This window comes from Natrinema halophilum (genome assembly GCF_013402815.2).
Classification (GTDB): Archaea; Halobacteriota; Halobacteria; order Halobacteriales; family Natrialbaceae; genus Natrinema; species Natrinema halophilum.
Genome location: NZ_CP058601.1, coordinates 3,282,420 through 3,302,952, shown reverse-complemented (window position 1 = coordinate 3,302,952; position 20,533 = coordinate 3,282,420). Strand labels below are relative to the sequence as shown.

General features: G+C 61.9%; 14 protein-coding genes. 9 read left to right on the top strand and 5 right to left on the bottom strand.

Going from position 1 to position 20,533, the window contains the following annotated elements:
* The first annotated feature begins 20 nt into the window (after positions 1–20).
* The 3 genes from HYG82_RS36600 (at position 21) to HYG82_RS36590 (ending at position 5,521) form a co-directional block, all read left to right on the top strand.
* Positions 21–2,351 (top strand): TRAP transporter permease, encoded by a 2,331-nt coding sequence (locus HYG82_RS36600; RefSeq protein WP_179262447.1) that lies wholly within the window; start codon positions 21–23, stop codon positions 2,349–2,351.
* A 226-nt stretch (positions 2,352–2,577) separates the two neighbouring features.
* The gene (locus HYG82_RS36595) at positions 2,578–4,233 is read left to right on the top strand and encodes a long-chain-fatty-acid--CoA ligase (protein WP_179262445.1); all 1,656 of its coding nucleotides are present in this window, start codon (positions 2,578–2,580) and stop codon (positions 4,231–4,233) included.
* 148 nt (positions 4,234–4,381) lie between these two features.
* On the top strand, positions 4,382–5,521 hold the full coding sequence (locus HYG82_RS36590) for an acyl-CoA dehydrogenase family protein (RefSeq protein ID WP_179262443.1): 1,140 nt from the start codon (positions 4,382–4,384) through the stop codon (positions 5,519–5,521).
* Positions 5,522–6,072: 551 nt separating this feature from the next.
* On the opposite strand, the gene HYG82_RS36585 is transcribed toward HYG82_RS36590, so the two are convergent.
* Positions 6,073–7,215 carry a thiolase family protein gene (locus HYG82_RS36585; RefSeq protein ID WP_179262441.1) on the bottom strand — a complete coding sequence of 381 codons (1,143 nt, stop codon included), beginning with the start codon at positions 7,213–7,215 and terminating at the stop codon, positions 6,073–6,075.
* A gap of 173 nt (positions 7,216–7,388) precedes the next feature.
* Here HYG82_RS36585 and HYG82_RS36580 point away from each other — a divergent pair, with 173 nt between their 5' ends.
* Both HYG82_RS36580 and HYG82_RS36575 read left to right on the top strand, forming a co-directional pair.
* Entirely contained in the window at positions 7,389–8,276 is an 888-nt protein-coding gene (locus tag HYG82_RS36580; protein ID WP_179262439.1) for a 3-hydroxyacyl-CoA dehydrogenase family protein, read from the top strand.
* A 448-nt stretch (positions 8,277–8,724) separates the two neighbouring features.
* Positions 8,725–11,850, top strand: coding sequence for an FAD-binding and (Fe-S)-binding domain-containing protein (locus tag HYG82_RS36575; protein ID WP_179262437.1), 3,126 nt, complete (start codon positions 8,725–8,727; stop codon positions 11,848–11,850).
* 156 nt (positions 11,851–12,006) lie between these two features.
* Here HYG82_RS36575 and ahbB read toward each other — a convergent pair whose 3' ends face one another.
* On the bottom strand, positions 12,007–13,086 hold the full coding sequence (gene ahbB / locus HYG82_RS36570) for a siroheme decarboxylase subunit beta (protein ID WP_179262436.1): 1,080 nt from the start codon (positions 13,084–13,086) through the stop codon (positions 12,007–12,009).
* Between the two features lie 172 nt (positions 13,087–13,258).
* Between ahbB and HYG82_RS36565 the strand changes: the two genes are divergently transcribed.
* Positions 13,259–14,329 carry an anthranilate phosphoribosyltransferase gene (locus HYG82_RS36565; protein WP_179262434.1) on the top strand — a complete coding sequence of 357 codons (1,071 nt, stop codon included), beginning with the start codon at positions 13,259–13,261 and terminating at the stop codon, positions 14,327–14,329.
* Between the two features lie 632 nt (positions 14,330–14,961).
* Here the strand turns inward: HYG82_RS36565 and HYG82_RS44345 are convergent.
* Both HYG82_RS44345 and HYG82_RS36555 read right to left on the bottom strand, forming a co-directional pair.
* Positions 14,962–15,291, bottom strand: coding sequence for a 3-hydroxyacyl-CoA dehydrogenase family protein (locus HYG82_RS44345; RefSeq protein ID WP_284145001.1), 330 nt, complete (start codon positions 15,289–15,291; stop codon positions 14,962–14,964).
* The gene (locus HYG82_RS36555; protein WP_284145000.1) at positions 15,209–15,700 is read right to left on the bottom strand and encodes a 3-hydroxyacyl-CoA dehydrogenase NAD-binding domain-containing protein; all 492 of its coding nucleotides are present in this window, start codon (positions 15,698–15,700) and stop codon (positions 15,209–15,211) included. Before HYG82_RS36555 ends, HYG82_RS44345 begins: the two co-directional genes overlap by 83 nt.
* 208 nt (positions 15,701–15,908) lie before the next feature.
* On the opposite strand from HYG82_RS36555, the gene HYG82_RS36550 reads away from it, so the two are divergent.
* The 3 genes from HYG82_RS36550 (at position 15,909) to HYG82_RS36540 (ending at position 18,574) form a co-directional block, all read left to right on the top strand.
* Positions 15,909–16,160 (top strand): hypothetical protein, encoded by a 252-nt coding sequence (locus tag HYG82_RS36550; RefSeq protein ID WP_179262431.1) that lies wholly within the window; start codon positions 15,909–15,911, stop codon positions 16,158–16,160.
* Entirely contained in the window at positions 16,157–17,545 is a 1,389-nt protein-coding gene (locus HYG82_RS36545) for an APC family permease (protein ID WP_179262429.1), read from the top strand. The genes HYG82_RS36550 and HYG82_RS36545 overlap by 4 nt, the downstream gene beginning before the upstream one ends.
* 96 nt (positions 17,546–17,641) lie before the next feature.
* Positions 17,642–18,574 carry a ferritin family protein gene (locus tag HYG82_RS36540; protein WP_179262427.1) on the top strand — a complete coding sequence of 311 codons (933 nt, stop codon included), beginning with the start codon at positions 17,642–17,644 and terminating at the stop codon, positions 18,572–18,574.
* Positions 18,575–18,885: 311 nt separating this feature from the next.
* Here the strand turns inward: HYG82_RS36540 and HYG82_RS36535 are convergent, their stop codons facing one another.
* Complete coding sequence (locus HYG82_RS36535) at positions 18,886–20,508, bottom strand: acetate--CoA ligase (protein ID WP_179262425.1); 1,623 nt, start codon at positions 20,506–20,508, stop codon at positions 18,886–18,888.
* Positions 20,509–20,533: the final 25 nt, after the last annotated feature.

Sequence of the window (20,533 nt, the reverse complement as noted above, 5' to 3'; positions counted from 1 at the left end):
ACCCACCGTTCCACCACACCATGAGCGAAACTTCGACAAATTCCGACGTACCACAACCCAGGGAAGCGCTCGCCGAGTTTCGGCAACGGCAGCCCGTCGAACAGCTACTGATCGCCGCCATCACCGGTATCGGTATCGCGTTGACCACTGGAACGCTCTACTTCGCCTACGTGCGCCCCATCGTTCGGACCAAGTTCGCGGTCCTGTTCTTCGGCGTGGGCGTCTGCCTCTATTACCTCTCCCAGGCGCTCGCACTGGTCGAGGGCCCGACGAACGAGAGCGCCCGAACCCGTCTGACGGGGTGGATGAGCGACCGGCAGTTCGGTCTGTTTCGGCGATTCGATGCCGTCCTTTGTCTCGTCTCTGCCGTCGCGGGGCTGGTCACCGGGTACTATGCCTTCGACCACTACATCCGGTTGTCGCAGGACGCCATCGTTTTCGGCTTCACTACGACGGACCTCTACGTCGGCCTCATCGTGATCGCGGTAACCATCGACGCGACCCGGCGTGCATACGGATGGTCCATCTCGATGGTTGCGCTGGCGTCGGTGTTGTACGCACTGTACGGTGAATCGATGCCCGGCTTTCTTTCCCATCCGGGCTTTTCGCTGACAGACATCGTGACCTTCGGCGCGATGCGAATCTCCGGTGCGTTCAGTTTCATCATGGAAGTCGGTGCGACCTGGGTCGCCGTCTTCATCATGTTCGCCGGGCTCGCTCGCGCGTACGGTGCTCTGGACTTCATCCTCGGGCTTGGCGAGAAACTCGGTAACAACCTCAGAAGTGGCGTCGTCCACATCGCCGTAATTTCCAGCATGGCGATGGGCTCGATCACCGGAAGTGCGGCGGCCAACACCGCAACGACCGGTTCCTTTACCATCCCGATGATGAAACGGCAGGGGGTCCGCGAAGATTACGCGGCAGCCATCGAGAGCGTCGCCTCCTCAGGCGGGCAGATCATGCCCCCTGTCATGGGCGTGGCAGCCTTCTTGATGGCCGACATCATCGGCGTCTCGTACGTCCGCATCATACAGGCAGCCCTCATTCCGGCCATCCTGTTTTATTTCAGCGCCGGGATAGCCGTCCAGTTCGCCGTTCTTCGGTACGGTTGGACCACCGAACGGGTCAACGAGGCAGGTATCCTCGGCTCGCTGTTTCGGACAGAGACGATGCTGACGGTGGGGTACTTCGCGCTCACCGTGGGGTCTTTCTACCTCGCCCGCAGTCAGGGGCTCCTCGTTGCTGCAACTGTAACAGGTTTAGTGCTCGTCTTCGCTCGCTTATTACAGGCGATCGTGAGCACCGGTGGAGAAGAAAGCGTCGGGAGCGACTTCCTCGGTGCCGTTCGCAATTTCTTCGACGGTGCACACTTCGGGATTCCGATGGCGGTCCTGCTGTATACGCTGGTCATCATGCGACTTTCGCCGATGTCCGCGGGGCTTTACACCGTCGTGACGCTCGTGGGAACGATGTTCGTTCGCGACCAGCTGATCCTCCTCGACGACCAGATCCGAGGACCGACCGCCGAATCCGCCGGCGAGCAACCGGCGAGCTACTCCGGCGAAGCGTTTCAGACGCTCCTGCGGACCGGATACACGACTCTTACGGGTTTCAAGCAGGGAGCGATCGACATGGCGCCGCTCGTGGGCGTCCTCGCGGCGATGGGGGTCATCATCTCCATGTTCACGCAGACCGGCCTCACTTCCGAGATCAGCGTCCGAATGGTGTCGCTGGGTGGAGGCGTGTTGCTCGTCGTCCTCCTGCTTGCGATGATCACGAGCATCCTATTCGGGCTGGGAATGCCGACGCCGGCCGCTTACATCCTCGTTGCGACGCTGCTGACAGCGCCGCTGCAGGATCTCGGCGTCGCCGAAATCACGGCCCACCTGTTCGTGTTCTACTTCGCGATGCTGTCGGCTATTACGCCGCCCGTCGCGGTGGCCGTGGCCGTTGGGTCACGTATCGCTAATAGCGGGTTCATGACCTCCGCGAAGCAGGCACTGCGCATCGGTGCGGCCGGATTTCTCATCCCGTTCGCCCTGGTCGCCAACGACAGCCTCGTGAACTGGTCGCTGACGGCTACGCCGATCGACACGTTCGCCGTGTTCGTCGGCGTCATCGCACTGACGGCCGTCACTATCGGCTACGACGGCTGGAACGTGCTCGGCCTCCCCCAACGGGTCGGCTACCTCGTCCTTTCGTTTACGGCAATGTACGCACCCGCGGCGAGCTTCGTACTCGGAACTAATGTCGCATCGATGGCTCAGGTAGCCGCAGCAGTCCTCGCACTCGGTGGTCTCGGCCTGTCCTATCTCGGGCAGTCGCCGAACGAGGTCACGTCGACCACCTGAAGCAGAGACTGGTACTCGGCCACCGATCGGCCCCTTCGTTCGATATACCCGTAAACTCGGGTGAGGACCCTCTCTTTTCAGGTGTGACGTCACCCATCGTAACGAACTCGCTCGTGTTTTGCCTGCCTCCTTCACACACTCTATCCCGACCGGTCGAACAACCTGAATAAATGGGCTTCGCGAGTGACAATCCTTTTGTGGAACTCAGACGACTCCCACACAAGGCATGACTAATCTTGTGACAGAGGTCGCCGAAACCGTCGATACGAACCCGGAGTCGGCTGCGCTCTCCTACGAGGGAATGGAACTGTCCTACGAGGAGTTCTGGGAGCGAACCGGCCAGTTCGCACAGGCTCTCGAAAACCGCGGGATCGGCGAAGGTGACCGCGTCGGCATCTACCTACCGAACCTCCCGCAGTTCGTCACGGCCTTCTACGGCACCCTTCGCGTCGGCGGAATCATCGTTCCGATGAATCCGCAGTACAAGGCTCGCGAAATCAGTCACATGCTGGCCGACAGCGAGGCGACGGTGGTCGTTGCGCTAGCTGACCTCGTCCCCAACGTCCTCGAGGTACAGAACGACACTGACGTCGAAACGGTCGTCAGCGTCGGTGCCGACGCCGACGGCGCAACCGAGTTCGACGACTTCCTCGCCGACGGGACCAAAGCCATCGTCGACCGTGCGGACGACGACATCGCCGTCCAGCCCTACACGTCGGGAACGACCGGCACGCCGAAAGGGGTACTGCTGACCCACCACAACCTCGCCTTTACGACGCGGGCAAACGCCAGCGTCCCACCAGGCGGCTTCCAGGCGTCCGATCGGCTCATCGGTACCCTGCCGCTGTTTCACATCTACGGCATGTCCGTCGTGATGAACGGTGCAATGTACAGCGGGGGCACCTACTACCCCGTCCCCGAGTGGGACGCTCCGACGGTGATGGACCAGCTCGAGGACGACGAGATTACCATCATGTTCGGCGTCCCGGCAATGTTCAACGACATGATCAACCAGCCCGACGCCGAGGAGTACGAGTTCGAAGCACTTCGCTTCGTCAATTCCGGCGGCTCGAGTCTCCCACTCGAGGTCCTCGAACGGTTCGAGGACTTGTGGGGTGTCCAGCTCAACGAGGGCTACGGCCTGACCGAGACGAGTCCGGTCACCCACGCCAACACCGACGAGTCGCGTCGGAAGGGTAGTATCGGTCAGCCACTCGAGGGCGTCGAGGCGAAGATCGTCGATAGCGCGGAACGAAGTTCCGCTGACCATTCGGGCGGCGACGAGCCGCCCGAAGACGAGGAGTTCGAGGAAGTGCCCCGCGTCGAAGAAGGGCCGATCGACGTGGATAGCGTCGCGTCTTCGACGCGACGAGGCAAAGGCGGTGAGACCGCCGAAGCGGCCGACCTCCACGAGATCACGGGTGAACTCGTCATCCACGGCCCGAACGTGATGAAAGGGTACTACGGGCTGCCGGAGGCGAACGAGGAGGCGTTTACCGAAGAAAACGGCAAGCGCTGGTTCCACACCGGCGACGTCGGCTACTGGGATGAGGACAATTTCTTCTACGTCGTCGATCGCGAGAAACACATGATCGTCACCGGCGGCTACAACGTCTACCCGCGAGAAGTCGAGGAACTTCTCTTCGAACACGAAGACGTTGCCGACGCCGCCGTCGTTGGGGTTCCGGACGAACGCCGTGGCGAGACCGTCAAGGCCTTTATCGTCCCCACGCCCGACGCCGAAGCGACGCCGGAAGACATCAAGCAGTACTGCCTGAGCAACCTCGCGGAGTACAAACACCCACGCGATGTCGAGTTCGTCCAGGAACTCCCCCGAACGACGACCGGAAAGGTCCAGAAATTCGAGTTGCGCGACGAATAATTCCAACCACCGGTCGTGGTTTGACTACCCGTTTTGCGTGCGATCCGAGGGTCGTTTCCAGTTTCATGTTTCGTACGGCACCGTATTAACAAAAACAAAATTCGAGTGTATCCGAAGACACTTTGTAAGACGACAGCAAGCAATCGTTATGGCATTCCAGTTATCAGCTGAGCACGAGGCGATTCGCGATGCCGTTCGTGAGTTCGGCGAAAACGAAATAACGCCGGTCGCCGAGGAACACGACCGGGAACACGAGTATCCCGAAGAACTGCGCAAGAAAGCGGCCGAATACGACTTCGTCGCGCCGAACATTCCGATCGAGTACGACGGAGCTGGAATGGACAAGATTTCCTCGACGATCGTCACCGAGGAACTCTGGCGTGCCGACCCTGGGATCGGCTCCGCCGTCGGCAGTGCCGGCTTCGGGACGGACATGATCCTCGAATTCGGCGACGAATGGATGAAAGAGGAATGGCTTCCCAGCATCGCCAACGGCGAATCAGCCTCCTGTTCGATGATCTCCGAGCCGGCTCACGGGTCGAACGTCGCCGGCATCGAGACGGTCGCCGAGAAGGACGGCGACGAGTACATCATAAACGGCAACAAGATGTGGATCACGAACGGGTCCGTCGCCGACGTCGGCGTCCTGATGGCAAAGACCAGCCCCGACGAGGGTCACCGCGGCATCACCGCCTTCCTCGTCGAGATGGACCGCGACGGCGTCTCGACTGACAAGATCACCAACAAGCTCGGTATCCGCGCCTCCGACCTCGCCGAAGTCGTCATCGACGACGTCCGCGTCCCCGAGGAGAACGTCATCGGCGAAGTCGACAGGGGATTCTACCAACTGATGGAGTTCTTCGCCTCCGGCCGCACCAGCGTCGCCGCACAGGCCGTCGGTGCCGCTCAGGGCGCACTCGATGCAGCGATCGAGTACGCCAACCAGCGCGAGCAGTTCGACCAGCCGATCTCGGAGTTTCAGGCCATCCAGCACAAGATCGCCGAAATGGCAACCAAGGTCGAGGCCGCCCGCTCGCTGACATATCGCGCCGCAACCCAGGTCGAACAGAACAATCAGGACGTCGCCGCGCAGTACTCGAGCATGGCGAAACTCTTCGCCTCCGAAATCTCGGTCGAAGTCGCCGACGAGGGGATTCAGGTTCACGGCGGTTCGGGCTACGTCACCGACTACCCCGCCGAGCGCTACTACCGCGACGCCGGAATCACGAAGATTTACGAGGGGACGAGCGAAATACAAAAGAACATCATCGCCGACCAGATCCTCTAGTTCGGGCCCGACTCCCGTCCCCGCACGCAAGAATAGACAGCCGGATTACAATGTTTCCACGACCGGTCATCTCCCCCGGATCGCGTTTTTGGGCGATGAGACGTGAATCCGGCATTTACGCGGACCCGGATTACAGTCGGACTACACGTACCGAACCGACACCGAAAGACGGACCTTGAGTTGCAAACGGTAACAATACACTTGGAGAGAGACAGGTTCGGCCAGACGGTCGACCGAACACAGCCATACCAGACGACGTAGTTACAGCGGTAGCGAGGCGAAAGACCCGGCTTTCGACGTGAGCCGAAATCGACGTTCGATCGTGCGACCTACCGGCAGTGGAGATCACTATTCTATCAAACAACTCAGATCACATATATACTATCGAATGTGATATTTCCTGGCTTCATCGCAACGTTGTACTGAACCATCCCGCAAACGGCGGACAGAGTGGTACCGCGTGACTTGCGTCGATTGTGATACCAAGAGAGGTGTCCGACGACGAGCGACGGCAGTTGCGAGTCACAGGACGTCGAGAGTGACTCGCTGCGCTACTGCCCCGAGACCCGAAGTTCGAGAGCGGCGCCCTGTCCGTAGCCGACGCACATCGTCGAGAGGCCGAGACCGCCGCCCCGGCGGCGCAGTTCGTGGATCAGCGTGACGGGAAGACGGGCACCCGACGCGCCCAGCGGGTGGCCGATCGCGATGGCGCCGCCGTTGACGTTGAAGATTTCGTCGTCGAACCCGAGTTCGTCACGACAGTACAGCGTTTGGCTAGCGAAGGCCTCGTTGAGTTCGACGAGATCGTAATCATCGGCCGTCCGGCCGTTGCGGTTCCAGATTCCTCGCACCGCGGGCACCGGACCGATTCCCATGACCGTGGGATCGACGCCGGCGACGTTGTGATCTTCGATCTCGGCCAGTATCTCGAGACCCCGGTTCTCGGCGTATTCCCTGCTCGTAATCAAGACTCCCGCAGCCCCGTCGGAGATCTGCGAGGCGTTCGCCGCGGTGACAGTGCCCTCGTCCTCGAATGCGGGCGGGAGACCGGCTATCTTCTCTTTCGTGGTACCGGGTCTGAGCCCCTCGTCTTCCGTGATGACGTCCGCATCCGTATCGATCGGGACGATCTCGTCGTCGAACCGGCCGTTCTCCGTCGCTTCCACCGCGCGTTGCTGGCTTCGCGCCCCGTACTCGTCTTGCTCCTCGCGTGAAATGTCGTACTCCTCGGCGACCGTCTCGGCGGTCTGGCCCATCGCGAGTCCGGCCACGTCGTACTGCGCTGCGATCCCGTCGTAGGAGCCGATCCCCTTTCGACGCTCGTTTCGGGACATGTTCTCGACGCCGCCCGCGACGATGACCTCGCGCTGGCCCGCCCGAATGGCGTCGCTCGCGCTCATTATCGCTTCCGCGGAGGAGGCACAGAGCCGGTCGATGGTCGTTCCGGGGACGCCTTCGCCGAGTTCGGAGCAAAGGGCGATGACTCGTGCGATGTTGTTACTTTGCTCGTTGACCTGTTTGGCACACCCCCACCGGACGTCGTCGACGTCCTCGCCCGAAAGCCCGGTCCGTTCGAGCATTTCGTCGACGAGCGGCACGGAGAGTTCTTCGCTGCCGGTCTCGGCGTACGCGCCACCGTGTTTGCCCTGTGGCGTTCGTACTGCCTGGACGATAACTGGCTGGCGGTCACTCATTAGTACTCGTCCGCTCGCGCTTCAGCGGTAAAGTAGCTCCGTTCTTCGGCGTTCGTCTCGGTTTTGCCGTCTCGCAGACCGGTGGGGAATCTCCCTCTCGCTCGAGTACCGCGTTCTCCATGTTGGGTTCTCGAAAGGGAATGCTTTTGATCGCTTCCACGGAGAGACCATACATGCAAATCGCAGTGCTCGGAGCGGGTAGTATGGGCCACGGGATCGCACACGTTTCCGCGATGGCCGGCCACGACGTCGTTCTACGGGACGTCGAATCCGGGTTCGTCGAAAACGGCCTCGAGGAAATCCGAACGAACCTCCAGGGCGGCGTCGATCGGGACAAACTCACCGACGCAGAGATGGAGGCGACCCTCGAGCGGATCGAGGGGACGACCGACCTCGAGGCGGCTGTCGAGGACGCTGCCCTCGTCATCGAGGCGGTTCCCGAGGACATGGACCTAAAAAAGGACGTGTTCTCCGACGTCGAAGATGCCACGGGCGAAGAGACGATCATCGCCTCGAACACCTCCTCGCTATCGGTGACGGAGATTGCCAGCGCCCTCGAGTACCCAGAGCGGGCCGTCGGATTGCACTTTTTCAATCCGCCGCACATCATGGATCTGGTCGAGGTCGTCGTCGCCGAACAGACGAACGACCGCGCCGAGAAGTTCGCGATCGACTACGTCAGGGATATCGAAAAAGAAGACGTCGTCGTGCGCGATACGGCTGGCTTCGCTACCTCGCGGCTCGGTCTCGTGCTCGGCCTCGAGGCGATCCGAATGGTCGAACGGGGCATCGCCAGTCCGGCGGACATCGACGAGGGGATGACGCTCGGCTACGGCCACCCGATGGGCCCTCTCGAGTTGACCGATCACGTTGGACTCGACGTCCGTCTGCACATCGCAGAACACCTTCGTGAGGAGCTCGGAGAGCGGTTCAAACCGCCCCAGTCCCTCCGCCGAAAGGTTCAGGCGGGGAAACTCGGGAAAAAGAGCGGCGAGGGCTATTACGTCTGGGAGGACGGCGAAAGAGTCGGCATGAGCGGTCGCTGGGACGACGACGCCTGACATCGGGAGTCGCGATCGAATCGCTCCTGCGGGGGCTGACGGGGAATACCGGGCTGGACGATTCGAGATGGAATGCTGGCCCGCAGCCAGTCTCGAACATCCCAACTAGTTAGGCACGGCGCTTCTTTGGATGCCCCGACTAGGGGGAGCTACCGTCCGAGCAATCGGACGGCGGCCCCGAGGGCGCACGTGGGAAAACGACGGGGCCACTTTCGAACTCGGTCACCCCCAGCGTCGAAAGACTACGCGCCGGTCGGGCGGCTCGAGATCCACCGCCCGACACTCGATCCGACGCAGAGCGGTCGCGGTGGTGGGTGCAAATCGACAGGCATACGCCGCGGCCGGCAGAGTGGACCGGAAGCCGAGTGACCGATCACTTCCCGTCATCGTCTTGGCCGAATCGCCGCTAATGCGGATGCTTTTTGCCACGCCTGAGCAAGACAACGGTATGTCTCTGGAGCCGAGCGCCGATCCAGCCGCCGACCGGCGAGCGAACTACGACTACCGAAGCGACGATGTCGATCGTCCGGCGCTGGTCGCAGATCTCGAGGAACTCGTCGACTGCGAGGTCCGTGGCGACTCCTACTCTCGCCAACTGTACGCGACCGACGCGAGCGCATACGAAATGACCCCCATCGCAGTTGCCTTCCCCGAATCGACTGCCCAGGTCGGGGGAATCCTCGAGTACTGTGCCGCACGGGAGATTCCTGTCCTCCCTCGGGGCGGCGGAACGAGTCTGGCAGGCCAGACGGTCAATCGGGCCGTGGTGCTGGATTTCACCCGGGACATGAACGACATCCTCGAGATCGATCCGGAGGGACGTACTGCAACGGTCCAGCCTGGGACGATCCTCGGGACGCTGAACGAGGCTCTCGAGCCGTACGACCTCAAATTCGCCCCCGATCCCGCCTGGAGAGACAAAAGCGCCATCGGTGGTGCGATTGGCAACAACTCGACCGGTTCCCACTCGCTCCAATACGGCAAAACTGACGCGTACATTGAGGAGGTCGAAGCCGTCCTCGCTGACGGCACCGTCACGCAATTCGGAGAAGTGCCGGTCGAGGAACTCGCGGAGCGAGCGGACCCCGACGGCAATCTCGAGGCCCGGATCTACGCCGAAGTCGATCGAATTCTGTCGGATGACGCCGATCGCATCGAGGAAACGTATCCGGATCTCAAGCGTAACGTCTCGGGATACAATCTCGACCGACTCGTCGCGGAGGCTCGCGGGAACGACCTCCCGGGCACCCAAGAAACCGGCGAGGCTGGGACCGTCAACCTGGCGCGACTGCTGGCCGGTAGCGAGGGAACGCTGGCGATCGTCACCGAAGCGACCGTCTCGCTCGAGCCGGTGCCCGAAACCAAGGCGGTTTCCCTTCTTTGTTATCCGACGCTCCGCGAGGCGATGCGCGACGTCGAGCCCATTCTCGAGCACGATCCCGCCGCAGTCGAGGTTCTCGACGACGTGCTGATCGACCTCGCGCGCGATACCGCCGAGTTTGGCCCGGTAACCGAAATGCTTCCAGACGGGACCAATGCGGTCCTCCTGGTGGAGTTCTACGCCGAGGACGCAGACCACGGCAAGGAACAGGTCGCCGGTCTGCTCGCCGACCGCGTGCCGTCGGAGACGCCCGCGGGCGAACCGGCCGCCGATGCCCCGGTGAGCGAGTCAGAGACGCTCGCCCTCGAGGCACTCGAGGCCTACGACGAGACCGAGCGCGCCCAGTTGTGGAAGCTACGAAAGTCCGGGCTGCCGATCCTGCTCTCGCGGACGACCGACGAAAAGCACATCTCCTTTATCGAAGACACCGCGATTCCGCCGGCGAAACTCCCTGAATTCGTCGACGCGTTCGAGGAGATTCTCGAGTCCCACGACACCTACGCGAGCTTCTATGCTCACGCCGGTCCCGGCGTGTTACACGTTCGGCCGCTCGTGAATACGAAGACAGAGATCGGCCTCGAGCAGATCCACGGGATCGCGGACGATGTGACCGACCTCGTGGTCGATCTCGGCGGGTCCGTCTCGGGCGAACACGGCGACGGGCGCGCACGCACACAGTGGAACCGCAAACTCTACGGCGACCAACTCTGGAAGACGTTTCAAGATCTCAAGACGGCATTCGATCCCGACTGGATCCTGAACCCCGGACAGGTCGTCTTCCGCGAGGAGGAGCCGACGGACCTCCGGGAGCATCTTCGGTTCGATCCCGACTACAAGTTCGAGGCCGACTTCGAACCAGCCCTCGAATGGAACAACGATAACGGCTTCCAGGGCATGGTCGAACTCTGTCACGGCTGTGGCGGCTGTCGGGGCGAGCAGTCGTCTACGGGCGGCGTGATGTGTCCGACCTACCGCGCGAGCCGAGAGGAGATAACGGCCACCCGCGGGCGTGCGAACGCGCTGCGCCAGGCTATGAGCGGCGATCTCGATCCCGACGAAGCATTTGCAGACGAGTTCGTTGAGGAGGTCATGGACCTCTGTATCGGCTGCAAGGGCTGTGCTATCGACTGTCCGAGCGAAGTCGACATGGCCAAGCTCAAAGCCGAAGTGACCCACGAGTACCACCAGCGCAACGGAGCCTCCGTCCGCGATCGTCTCTTTGCCAACGTATCGACGCTCTCGAGGCTCGGGTCACGGCTCGCACCTCTCTCGAATGCGCTTCCCAGACTGCCGGGCGCACGGAGATTGCTCGAGGTGGTCGTCGGCATCGATTCCGACCGATCGCTGCCGACGTTCCACGCGAAGACGTTCCGGGACTGGTTTCGAGAGCGAGGCGGCGCGGCCGCATCGAAAAAGCGAGCGGAGCGCAGCGGCACCGGTGTCGACGAGGACGGGGCCAGACGAAAGGTCGTCCTCTACCCCGATACCTACACCAACTATAGCCATCCCGACGCGGGGAAGGCGGCCGTCCGCGTTCTCGAAGCCGCCGGCGTCCAGGTCGTCGTCCCCGACGACCTCGGCGATACTGGTCGGCCGGCGTTTTCGAAGGGATTCCTCGAGAAAGCGAAAGACGCGGCCCGCGAGAACGTGACTGCGCTGGCCCCGCGGGTCGAAGACGGCTGGGACGTGGTGGTCATCGAACCCTCCGACGCGGTAATGTTCCAGTCCGATTACCTCGACCTGCTCTCATCGGAGGCGGCGAAAACGCTCTCGAACGCCACCTACGGGGTCTGTGAGTACCTCGACACCTTCAGGCTGGACGAGGAGATCGAATTCGATCCCGCATCGGTCGGGCAACAGCTCACGTATCACGGCCACTGTCATCAGAAATCAGTCGCGAAGGACCACCACGCCGTCGGCATCCTCCGGCGGGCCGGCTACGCCGTCGATCCGCTCGACTCCGGCTGCTGTGGCATGGCCGGCAGCTTCGGCTACGAAGCCGAACACGCCTCGATGAGCGACGCAATCGCGGACATTCTCTACGATCAGGTCGACGAAAGCGATGGTGACCGTGTCGTCGCCCCAGGCGCCTCCTGTCGGACCCAACTCGAGAACCGTCCCGGCGCGGCAGATGAACCGCCGACGCCGATCGAAGTCGTCGCAGCGGCGCTCGAGGGACACTCGCGTCGATAGCGGTCTCCCATTGGTAAGTCTGGGCCACAGACTGTAGACGGTGGCCCGCCTCGATGGGTGCCTCTCCATACGAGTTGTTGCCACGGCACGACGAGCGACGTGTCGACGACCGGCTGAACACCGGTTCCCATCGGCCGAGTGTTCGCAAGCGATCGATTAGACGCCGACCAGGTCGTCGTAGCGCGCACCGGTCTGCTTGAGCGTCTCGGTCGAATACAGTCGTTCGTGGTCGACGGGGAGGTAGTCGGTCGCCAGTTCGTCTATCTTCTCGTCGACGGCCTCGGAGTCGCGGCCGTGTATCATCGTAAACAGGTTGTACGGCCACTCCTGGTCCGGTCTGCGGGGCCGGTGATAACAGAGAGTCACGTACGGCAATCCACCCGCGCGCTCGCCCCACTCGTCGAGTCGGTCGTCCGGCACGTCCCAGACGACCATGCAGTTGGCGTCGAATCCCGTGGCGACGTGGTTGATCACGCAGCCGATCCGCTTGAGACAGCCGTTCTCGAGCAGCCGTTCGATAGCCGAGAGGACGTCCTCGACGGCGAAGCCGACGCGCTCGGCGATGTCTCGATAGGGCGTTGCAGACAGCGGAAACCCGTCCTGAATCTCGAGCAGCAATTCGGCCTCGAGCGCGGAGAGACCGCTCGTCGCCGTCTCGCTGATTCGGGTCGCCGACGAGTCGGTGCGCTGTCTCGAGGACGCGTCCCGCGCCGCGTCCCCGCTCGTTCCGATCGTACTCTCCCGTGCGAAGCGGTCGCCGTTGACGACGGGAAACTCGAGGTCGATGTAGTAGTCGGTTACCATCGGCAGGTTCAAGACCGAACAACCGGTCCGGGATTCGATCTCTGCAAGGATTTCGTCGCGCGTGTCCCGCGAGCCGGCGGTGACGACGAACCACATGTTCCACTCGTGGTCGCGTGCGTAGTTGTGGTTGACCTGCTGATACTCGTTGACTATCATTGCGATTTCGTCGAACCGATCCGTCGGGGCCTGAACGGCGGCGAGCGTCGACGAGCCGATCACTGGCGGGTTGAGAACGGCACCGAACCGACGGACGATTCCCGCTTCCGTCAGCGCACGAACGCGGTCGACCGTCGCGGATTCATCGAGGCCGATGTCGCCACCGACGCGCCGGAACGGGCGCTCTTCGACTGGAAAACCGCTCTGATAGCCGTCGATCAGCGCCGCGTCTGCACCGTCGATCGCATCGTACCAGTCCGCCGTCAGGCCACTCATTGCTTGCCCTAGGGAGAAGGGGGCCGTATCGTTTTCGGGTCTGCCCGACCATCGGGAGAACCACCGAGTCGTCCGGTTCCACTGACGCCCAGTTCGAACCCCATCGATCGAGAGGCAATCGGGCGCGGGAAGCGGGAAGCTTTTGCGCGAACCGGCACAACCATCCGACAACATGGCGCAGACAACCCAGGAATTCGGCGACTGGCCGCTCAAGCGGCTGATGACCGAGGTCGTCGGCTCCGGCCCGAAGTCGGCCGACGATATGACCCGCGAGCAGGCTCGAGAAGCGTTCCAGCGCATTCTGGCGGGCGAGCCCGACGAGACTACCCTCGGCGCGTTCTGGCTGGCAAACCGGTGGAAGCGGAACAACCCCGAAGAGCTGGCAGCGTACACCGACGTCATGCGCGAAGAATCGGTCGTCACCGCCGATCCGGACTGCGATCCGGTCGATTGCGGAGCGAATTACGACGGCAAGCACACCTCCGCCGTTCTCGGCGTTGGCGCCGGCATCGTCGCCGCCGCGGCGGGAACCCCAGTCGTCGTCCACTCGGGAGACCGCGTTCCCACCCAGAAAGCGACGGCGTACAAACACGTCCTCGACGAACTCGACGTTAGAACCGAACTCGAACCCGAGGCGAGCGCCGAAATGGTCGACGAGACTGGCTTCGGATTCTACTACCAGCCCGAGTTCAATCCCGGAATCCAGGCCCTCTACGATCGACGCGACGAGATGGGTGTCCGTACGTTCGTCAACACCGTCGAAACCATCGCGAACCCGGCGAACGCCGACGTCCACCTCGGCTCGTTCTACCACCTCGCGTTCGCGAAGAAACTGACCGAGACCATCACCGAGAGCGAGCGACTCGAGTACTCCCGTGCAATTTTCTTCCAGGGAATGGAAGGATACGATGACATCCGTCCGGGATACACGAAAGTCGCCGAGTGGGACGACGGAAACGACGAGCTCGAGGACTACGAGATAGAAACCGCGGAGTACGGCATGGAGATGGAATCTGAGGATCTCGAAGTCGACGACGTAACCGCCGATTCGGCCACGCTCACAGAGGAGGTACTCGCCGGCGAACGCGAGGACCACTTCACCGATGCGATCGCGCTCAACGGCGCGTTCCGGATGCACGCCCGTCAGGACGTCGACGGGCTGGACGAGGGCCTCGAGCGAGCTCGTGAGGTCATCGCAGACGGCAGTGCACAGGCCGTCCTCAAGGAGTTGCGGGCGTTTTGAGCAGGCGATCGAGCGGACAGTTCCGTTCCGGCGGTCCCGCCGCTTTCGAGGAGAGGACGTTCGAGGGGGGGAGGAGTCGATTTCCGCTCGGCGACAGGGAAACGACCGACGCACCAACCGCCGGTCCCACCCGGCGTCGTTCCGCCGTCGCGATCAGGGATGGCACGAGTGGCCGTTGGCCGCTCGCCGGAGGTGCCGGTTTCGGACTGACATCCGGATCAGGCATCCGCGACCGAGGTGGGGAAACGGAACGTGGACGAACATATAACTAGGCAGTGAAGAACGGATAACAACCAGTTTAGTTATATTTATCTCGGCGTCGGTCTGCGGGCCCTCGCACGCGAAGGGTCCCCCGGCGAACTCGGCAACCGGGTCGTCCGCTGGGTCCCGGTGTGGCTTGATTGGCGGTCTCTCGACGCCGAGTCTCGCGAAGACCGATAGCGGTTGACCGAATGGGGCCTCGAGACCGTGCTGACCCACGCTTCAGGCCGGCGATCACCGGATATTCGTTCGGTTTCCTCGAGGCAGATCTCGAAACGCTTCTGGGGACCGGGGGGTTCCGGATCGTGCGGAGCGAAACGAGAGACTCGGTTTTCGACCTGGATCGTCGCTCGTTCGGTCGCGTTGTTCACTCACTCCCACTCTTCACCGATACCGCGCAGCGAGAACGGTCCAACGGGGAGGTTGTATCCTTCTTCGAGGGCTTTGTCGACCTGCTCTTCGGTCGCGATGCCCTCGTCGACGAGTTTCTGTGCCTCTTCGTGCATCGCACCGTAACAACGGTTGGCGATAAAGCCGTAGGAGCCGGGATCGTCGTCGACGGTGACGCTGGTCTTGCCGAGTTCGTCGACGAGGGTTTCGGCTCGCTCGACGACCGCGTCACTCGTCTCCGGTGCCTGTACAATCTCTACCATGGACATGACTGGAACCGGGTTGAAGAAGTGAGTGACGGCAACTCTCAAGGGATCGGAGACGGCGTTCGCAATCGAGGCTACCGAAATACCCGCTCGTATTCGAATAGAGCGGCTGATCGTCCGTGACGTCGTTTAAGTTGCGGAACACCTGTCCCTTGACGGCGAGGTCTTCGGTGACCGCTTCGATAACGAAATCGGTGCCATTGGTTGCGTCAGCGAGATCAGTCGTAAACGTCACTCGGTCGACGACTTCGTCCCGTTCGTCTTCGGAAAGATAGCCGCCCTCGACGGCATCGTCGAGACCATAATTGCCCGAGATTAGCCGTTCGCGGGCTTCACCGACCAGTTCGTCGTTTAGTTCCCGGACGGATACATCGTAGCCGTTTCGTGCCAGTACCTGTGCGATACCGGTGCCCATGATACCGCCACCGACGACAGTCGCACTCTGTTGTGTCATGATACCAACCTTCACAGGGTCGGGCTTAGTTCTTGTCAACGCACAGAGACAGTAGCAACGGACGACGTCATACCGAAGTCGAGACCGAACGAGTCAGATTGATCTGAACGACCCGACGATTTGCGGTAGTCGTTCGATCACTGAAGGGAGTTGCACCAGCAATCATGTCTCCGAAAAATACTTTACATTTACTGTGGTGTGTTATGACATGGCAATAGGACGATACCGGGACGTCCCGTCGGAGATGGACGATGTCGAGTGTGAAGTGGCCGCAGCGCAGTACCCACAGAGCGGCTTGGTGTTCGGACTCGGTGTCGGGATCGTCCTGTCGATAGCGACCGTCGAAGTGCTGTTGGTTTTCGCACCCATTCTCTGCGGTGTTGCAGGATTCGTTCTCGGTCGTCGCGTTCACGACTTCGAAATCCGCCGCCGTCGGGCTGACCGCACGATGAAGGAATGAGCGAACAGGCAAGCGGTGAGTCGGACACGCTTACCTCTAGCATCGGTATCGTCGGCGTGCTCGCATTGCTGGTCGGCAACGCGATTTCGGTGCCGATATTCGTCCTGCCGGGACCACTGGCAGGCGCAGCCGGACCGGCACTCGTGTTGGCGATCGTGCTGGCGTCGATTCCGGCGAGTTTCGTCGTACTGTACAACGCGTTGCTGGGTTCGGCAATGCCGGTCGCTGGCGGTTTGTACGTCTATATCTCTCGTCTCACGGCCCCCTACTGGGGGTTTTTGGTCCCTTTTACCATCCCGCTCGTCGCCTGGGCATCCCTACTCGTGACGGCGACCGGTTTCGCCGAGTACACGCGTCTCTTCTTTGACGTGCCGTCAACGCTGCTCATTTACGTTTTGCTCGGCTTCGTATTGCTCATCAACCTGCTCGGACTCAGACTGGTCGCACAAATACAGCTCGTCTTCTTCGTCGGTCTCATCGGGGTGTTACTGACGTTCATCGTTCCAGGTGCGAGCGCAGTCGACACCGCCAATTACGCACCGTTTTTCCCGGATTACGGAGCGTTCGGTCTCGCGGTTATCGCGCTGTTCTATCCGTTTCTCGGCTTCGGATTGCTGATCGAACTCGGTGAAGAGATCGACGATCCCCGGCGGACGATTCCGCTCGTACTGGGGCTGGGAATCGGCATCGTGGCGCTGTTTTACGTGGCGCTCATCGCAGTTCTCGTCGGCGTCGTGCCGTACACGCAACTGGGAAACGAGGCGGACCTCGCATTTGCCGCCTCGCGATTTCTCCCGTGGTGGGGGGAGTACGTCGTTGCAGCGGGAGCGATCTTTGCGGTCGTCACGACGGTGAACACGACGTTGCTGGTCTTCTCTCGGACGCTCATGCGCGCGAGTCGCGACGGCATTCTCCCGGCTGCGCTCTCTCAAATCCATCCGCAATTCGACACGCCACACTACGCCATCGCCGTCCTCGGCGTGCCACCGTTCCTGCTCGTCCCCCTCGCCGACGAAATCGTCGGTCTCTCCGTTTTCATCGGGCTAGCCAGTCTCACCGCGTACTTCTTCTGTGCGATCGGCCTCTGGAACCTTCCGAGGGAATTTCCCGACCATTACGCCAACGCTCCCTTCCGCCTTCGGCGTTACCGTGGCCTCCTCGTATCGGTCCTCGGCGGCGCGGTCGTCACCGGTGCGTTCTGGATCGTCACGCTCCTCCAGCGGCCCGTCGTCGGCGTCGTCCTCATCGGCTGGTTCGCCGTCGCATACTGTTACTATCGGTACCGACTCAGCAAGACCGACCGAGTCGAAATCTATCGGACGATGACCTCGCTCGAGGGCCACGAGCGCGTCGACCGAAATACCGGTGACCATAGCGGAGAGTAGCGACGTCCAGGCCGACTGAAACGGGCGTTTTGTCAGGATATAACGTTCGTGCGCTATCGGCCGTACATTTAATAGTTCCGTCGGCGTGTTTGGTATATGGCAACTGAGTACACGCCAACGGAAATGATGGACCGGGAGTCCAGATCGAACCGCTACTATCGCAACGCGGTCGAACGACACTGGGACCCCGCGGAGATCGACCTCGAGGAGGACGTCGAGAACCTGCTGACGTACATCGAGGGTACAGAAGAGTACGACCGAGAATCGTGGTACGGGACGCTCAACGGAATCGCGAAGTTCGGCGCGGGCGAAGACGCGGTCACCGAAGACCTCGCCCCGCTCGGGGCGGTACTCGACGACATCGACGACCAGTTGTTCCTGACGACGCAGCTGTACGAAGAGGCGAAACACGCGGACTTCTTCGATCGATACTGGCGGGAAGTCATCTGGACGGTCGAAGACGAGATGGGCTGGGAACGGTCAAACCCACGGCACGAGCGCTGGTTCAACGACCCGTATATCGAACTGTTCGACCGAAACCGAAAAGCGCAGTTTCGATTGCTCGAGGCGGATACACCCGAGAACCGAGCGAAAGCGTACTGTCACTACCACCTCACGGTCGAGGGAATCCTCGCCCAGACCGGCTACTACGGGATGCAAACGTCATACGGCGGCGAGTTCGAGGAGCTTCCGCACTTGACGGGGCTGGTCGAGGGATTCACGAAGATCCGCAGCGACGAAGGCCGTCACGTCGGCTTCGGCATGAATCAGCTCAAGAAGCTCATCGCCGAGGGCGTCGACCCGGCAATCGTCGAGGACACCGTCGACGAACTCCTCCCACTCGTTCAGGGGATCACCGAGGACCAGCGGTTCCAGCCCGACGACCCCGACGAACGCGTCGGCCTCGAGGAAGGAAAACTCGCCGCCTACGCCGTCGACAAGCACACCGACCGAATGCGACAGATCACCGACGCCGCGGCCGACATTCCGGACGTCGACGAACTGGTGCAACTCGAGGGCGACGATTGAAGGGGTCTCCGGCAGTGGGACCGGCAGTCGATCGTCGGAGGTCCGAAAAGTCTGTGGGGACCGTCGATAGTCCGAAAAGTCTGTGGGGACCGTCGATAGTCCGAAAAGTCTGTGGGGACCGTCGATAGTCCGAAAAGTCGGTGATACCTGGTCTGAAGGCTCGGTCGGTAGCCGGGTAGCTGAACGCTAACAGGAGGGTGTGAGAACCGGAGGGAAGTAAACCACCGGGCAATGCACAGTTCGGATACGCAACGGCCGTCTGACGACCGGCGGTCGGAAACGGCGGGCGACCGACTGCGGATCGGTTCGCATCACTCCGCGAGCGCAGAGCGCTTTATTTTCCCGCTTGCGGTCTTTGGCAGGTCCTCGAGGAACTCGATCTCGCGCGGGTACTCGTGTTTCGAGAGTTCGGTGCGGGCGAACTCGCTCAACTCGTCGGCGAGATCCGGTGACGGTTCGTAGTCGTCGACGAGGGTGACGTACGCCGTGACGATCTGACCACGGGTCTCGTGGTCTTTCCCGACGACGGCGGCTTCCACGACCGCCGGATGGTCGAGCAGCGTCTCTTCGACCTCCGCGGGGCCGATCCGATAGCCGGCGGAGATGATGACGTCGTCGGCCCGACTGACGTACCAGAAGTAGCCGTCTTCGTCCCGACGCGCCAGGTCGCCGGTCCGGAGCCAGCGTCCAGTGAAGGTCTCGAGGGTTGCTTCGGGCCGTCCCCAGTACGAACCGTGGGCGTCCTCGTCGCGCCTGATTGCGATCTCTCCAACGTCGCCTTGCTCGACTTCGTTCCCCTCGTCGTCCAGCAGCGCCACCTCGACACCTGGCGTGACCTTCCCCATACTTCCGGGACGGACCGCCCAATCGTCGAACGCGTAGTTGCAAATGACCATGCCGGCCTCGGTAAGCCCGTACGCGTCCTGCGGCGGTGCACCGAGGCCCGTCTCGCACCAGTCGACGGTCTCCTCGTCTAAGGATTCCCCCGCCGAGATCAGCACCCGGAGGTCGACGTCGTATCCCTCGAGGTCGATCCCCGCGGCTCGCGACTGCCGAAGCGCCGTCGGCGGGATCATCGCGTTGTCGACGTCCCACGTCTCGAGCGTCTCGAAGAACGCGTGCGGGTCGAACTGGCCGCGATAGCACCCGATAGCTGTTCCTCGAATGCCGGACATTATGGTTCCCATCGTGAGCCCGTACGACCACGACGGCGATGCCGCGACCAGATAGACGTCGTCAGGACGGAGGTCGACGACGTACTCGGTGTAGGCGTACAGTTCGATCGGGCCGCCGTGCGTCGTCGGAACGCCCTTTGGCGGGCCGGTCGTGCCGGAAGTGTAGGTCAGCGAGTACGGATCGTTCGGATGCGTTTCGACCGTCTCGAAGCTGTCGCTGTGAGCGCGGACGGCGTCGTACTCGTCTCCCGTCACATCGCCGTCGACCGTTCCCTCGTCGATGGAGATCACACGCTCGAGTGCTGGCAGATCGCCATCGACGGCAGCACACCCCTCGGCTGTGGTAAACAACGCGGCGGCACCCGAATCCTCGAGCCGGTAATTCAGCGCATCGGGGCCGAATACCGGTGCGAGCGGCAGGTAGATCCGACCGGCAGCAATCGTCCCGAATACGACGGCGTACAACTCCAGTCGCGTCGGAAGCATGGCGCCAACGCGGTCGCCGCGTTCGGTGTGTTCGGCGAGGTAGTTGCTAACTCGATTCGCGGCCGCGGCGAGTTCAGCAAACGTGAACGTCTCGGTCTCGTCGCGCTCGAAATCGCGGATACGAAGCCCTACCTCGTCGGAATCGGCGTGTCGTCCCAGTGCTTCGTCGGCGATGTTGAGCGATTCTTCGTCGCCGACGTGTGCATGTTCGTCCCACCCCATTCCAGTCTCGTATCGATCCGAAACGGCATCATAGATACTATCGTATGTCATGAAACACCACTCGACGACTGCGGCC

Coding starts and splice junctions, on each gene's coding strand:
- HYG82_RS36600 (WP_179262447.1), top strand. CDS start 21: ATGAGCGAAACTTCGACAAATTCCGACGTACCACAACCCAGGGAAGCG.
- HYG82_RS36595 (WP_179262445.1), top strand. CDS start 2,578: ATGACTAATCTTGTGACAGAGGTCGCCGAAACCGTCGATACGAACCCG.
- HYG82_RS36590 (WP_179262443.1), top strand. CDS start 4,382: ATGGCATTCCAGTTATCAGCTGAGCACGAGGCGATTCGCGATGCCGTT.
- HYG82_RS36585 (WP_179262441.1), bottom strand. CDS start 7,215: ATGAGTGACCGCCAGCCAGTTATCGTCCAGGCAGTACGAACGCCACAG.
- HYG82_RS36580 (WP_179262439.1), top strand. CDS start 7,389: ATGCAAATCGCAGTGCTCGGAGCGGGTAGTATGGGCCACGGGATCGCA.
- HYG82_RS36575 (WP_179262437.1), top strand. CDS start 8,725: ATGTCTCTGGAGCCGAGCGCCGATCCAGCCGCCGACCGGCGAGCGAAC.
- ahbB (WP_179262436.1), bottom strand. CDS start 13,086: ATGAGTGGCCTGACGGCGGACTGGTACGATGCGATCGACGGTGCAGAC.
- HYG82_RS36565 (WP_179262434.1), top strand. CDS start 13,259: ATGGCGCAGACAACCCAGGAATTCGGCGACTGGCCGCTCAAGCGGCTG.
- HYG82_RS36555 (WP_284145000.1), bottom strand. CDS start 15,700: ATGACACAACAGAGTGCGACTGTCGTCGGTGGCGGTATCATGGGCACC.
- HYG82_RS36550 (WP_179262431.1), top strand. CDS start 15,909: ATGGCAATAGGACGATACCGGGACGTCCCGTCGGAGATGGACGATGTC.
- HYG82_RS36545 (WP_179262429.1), top strand. CDS start 16,157: ATGAGCGAACAGGCAAGCGGTGAGTCGGACACGCTTACCTCTAGCATC.
- HYG82_RS36540 (WP_179262427.1), top strand. CDS start 17,642: ATGGCAACTGAGTACACGCCAACGGAAATGATGGACCGGGAGTCCAGA.
- HYG82_RS36535 (WP_179262425.1), bottom strand. CDS start 20,508: ATGACATACGATAGTATCTATGATGCCGTTTCGGATCGATACGAGACT.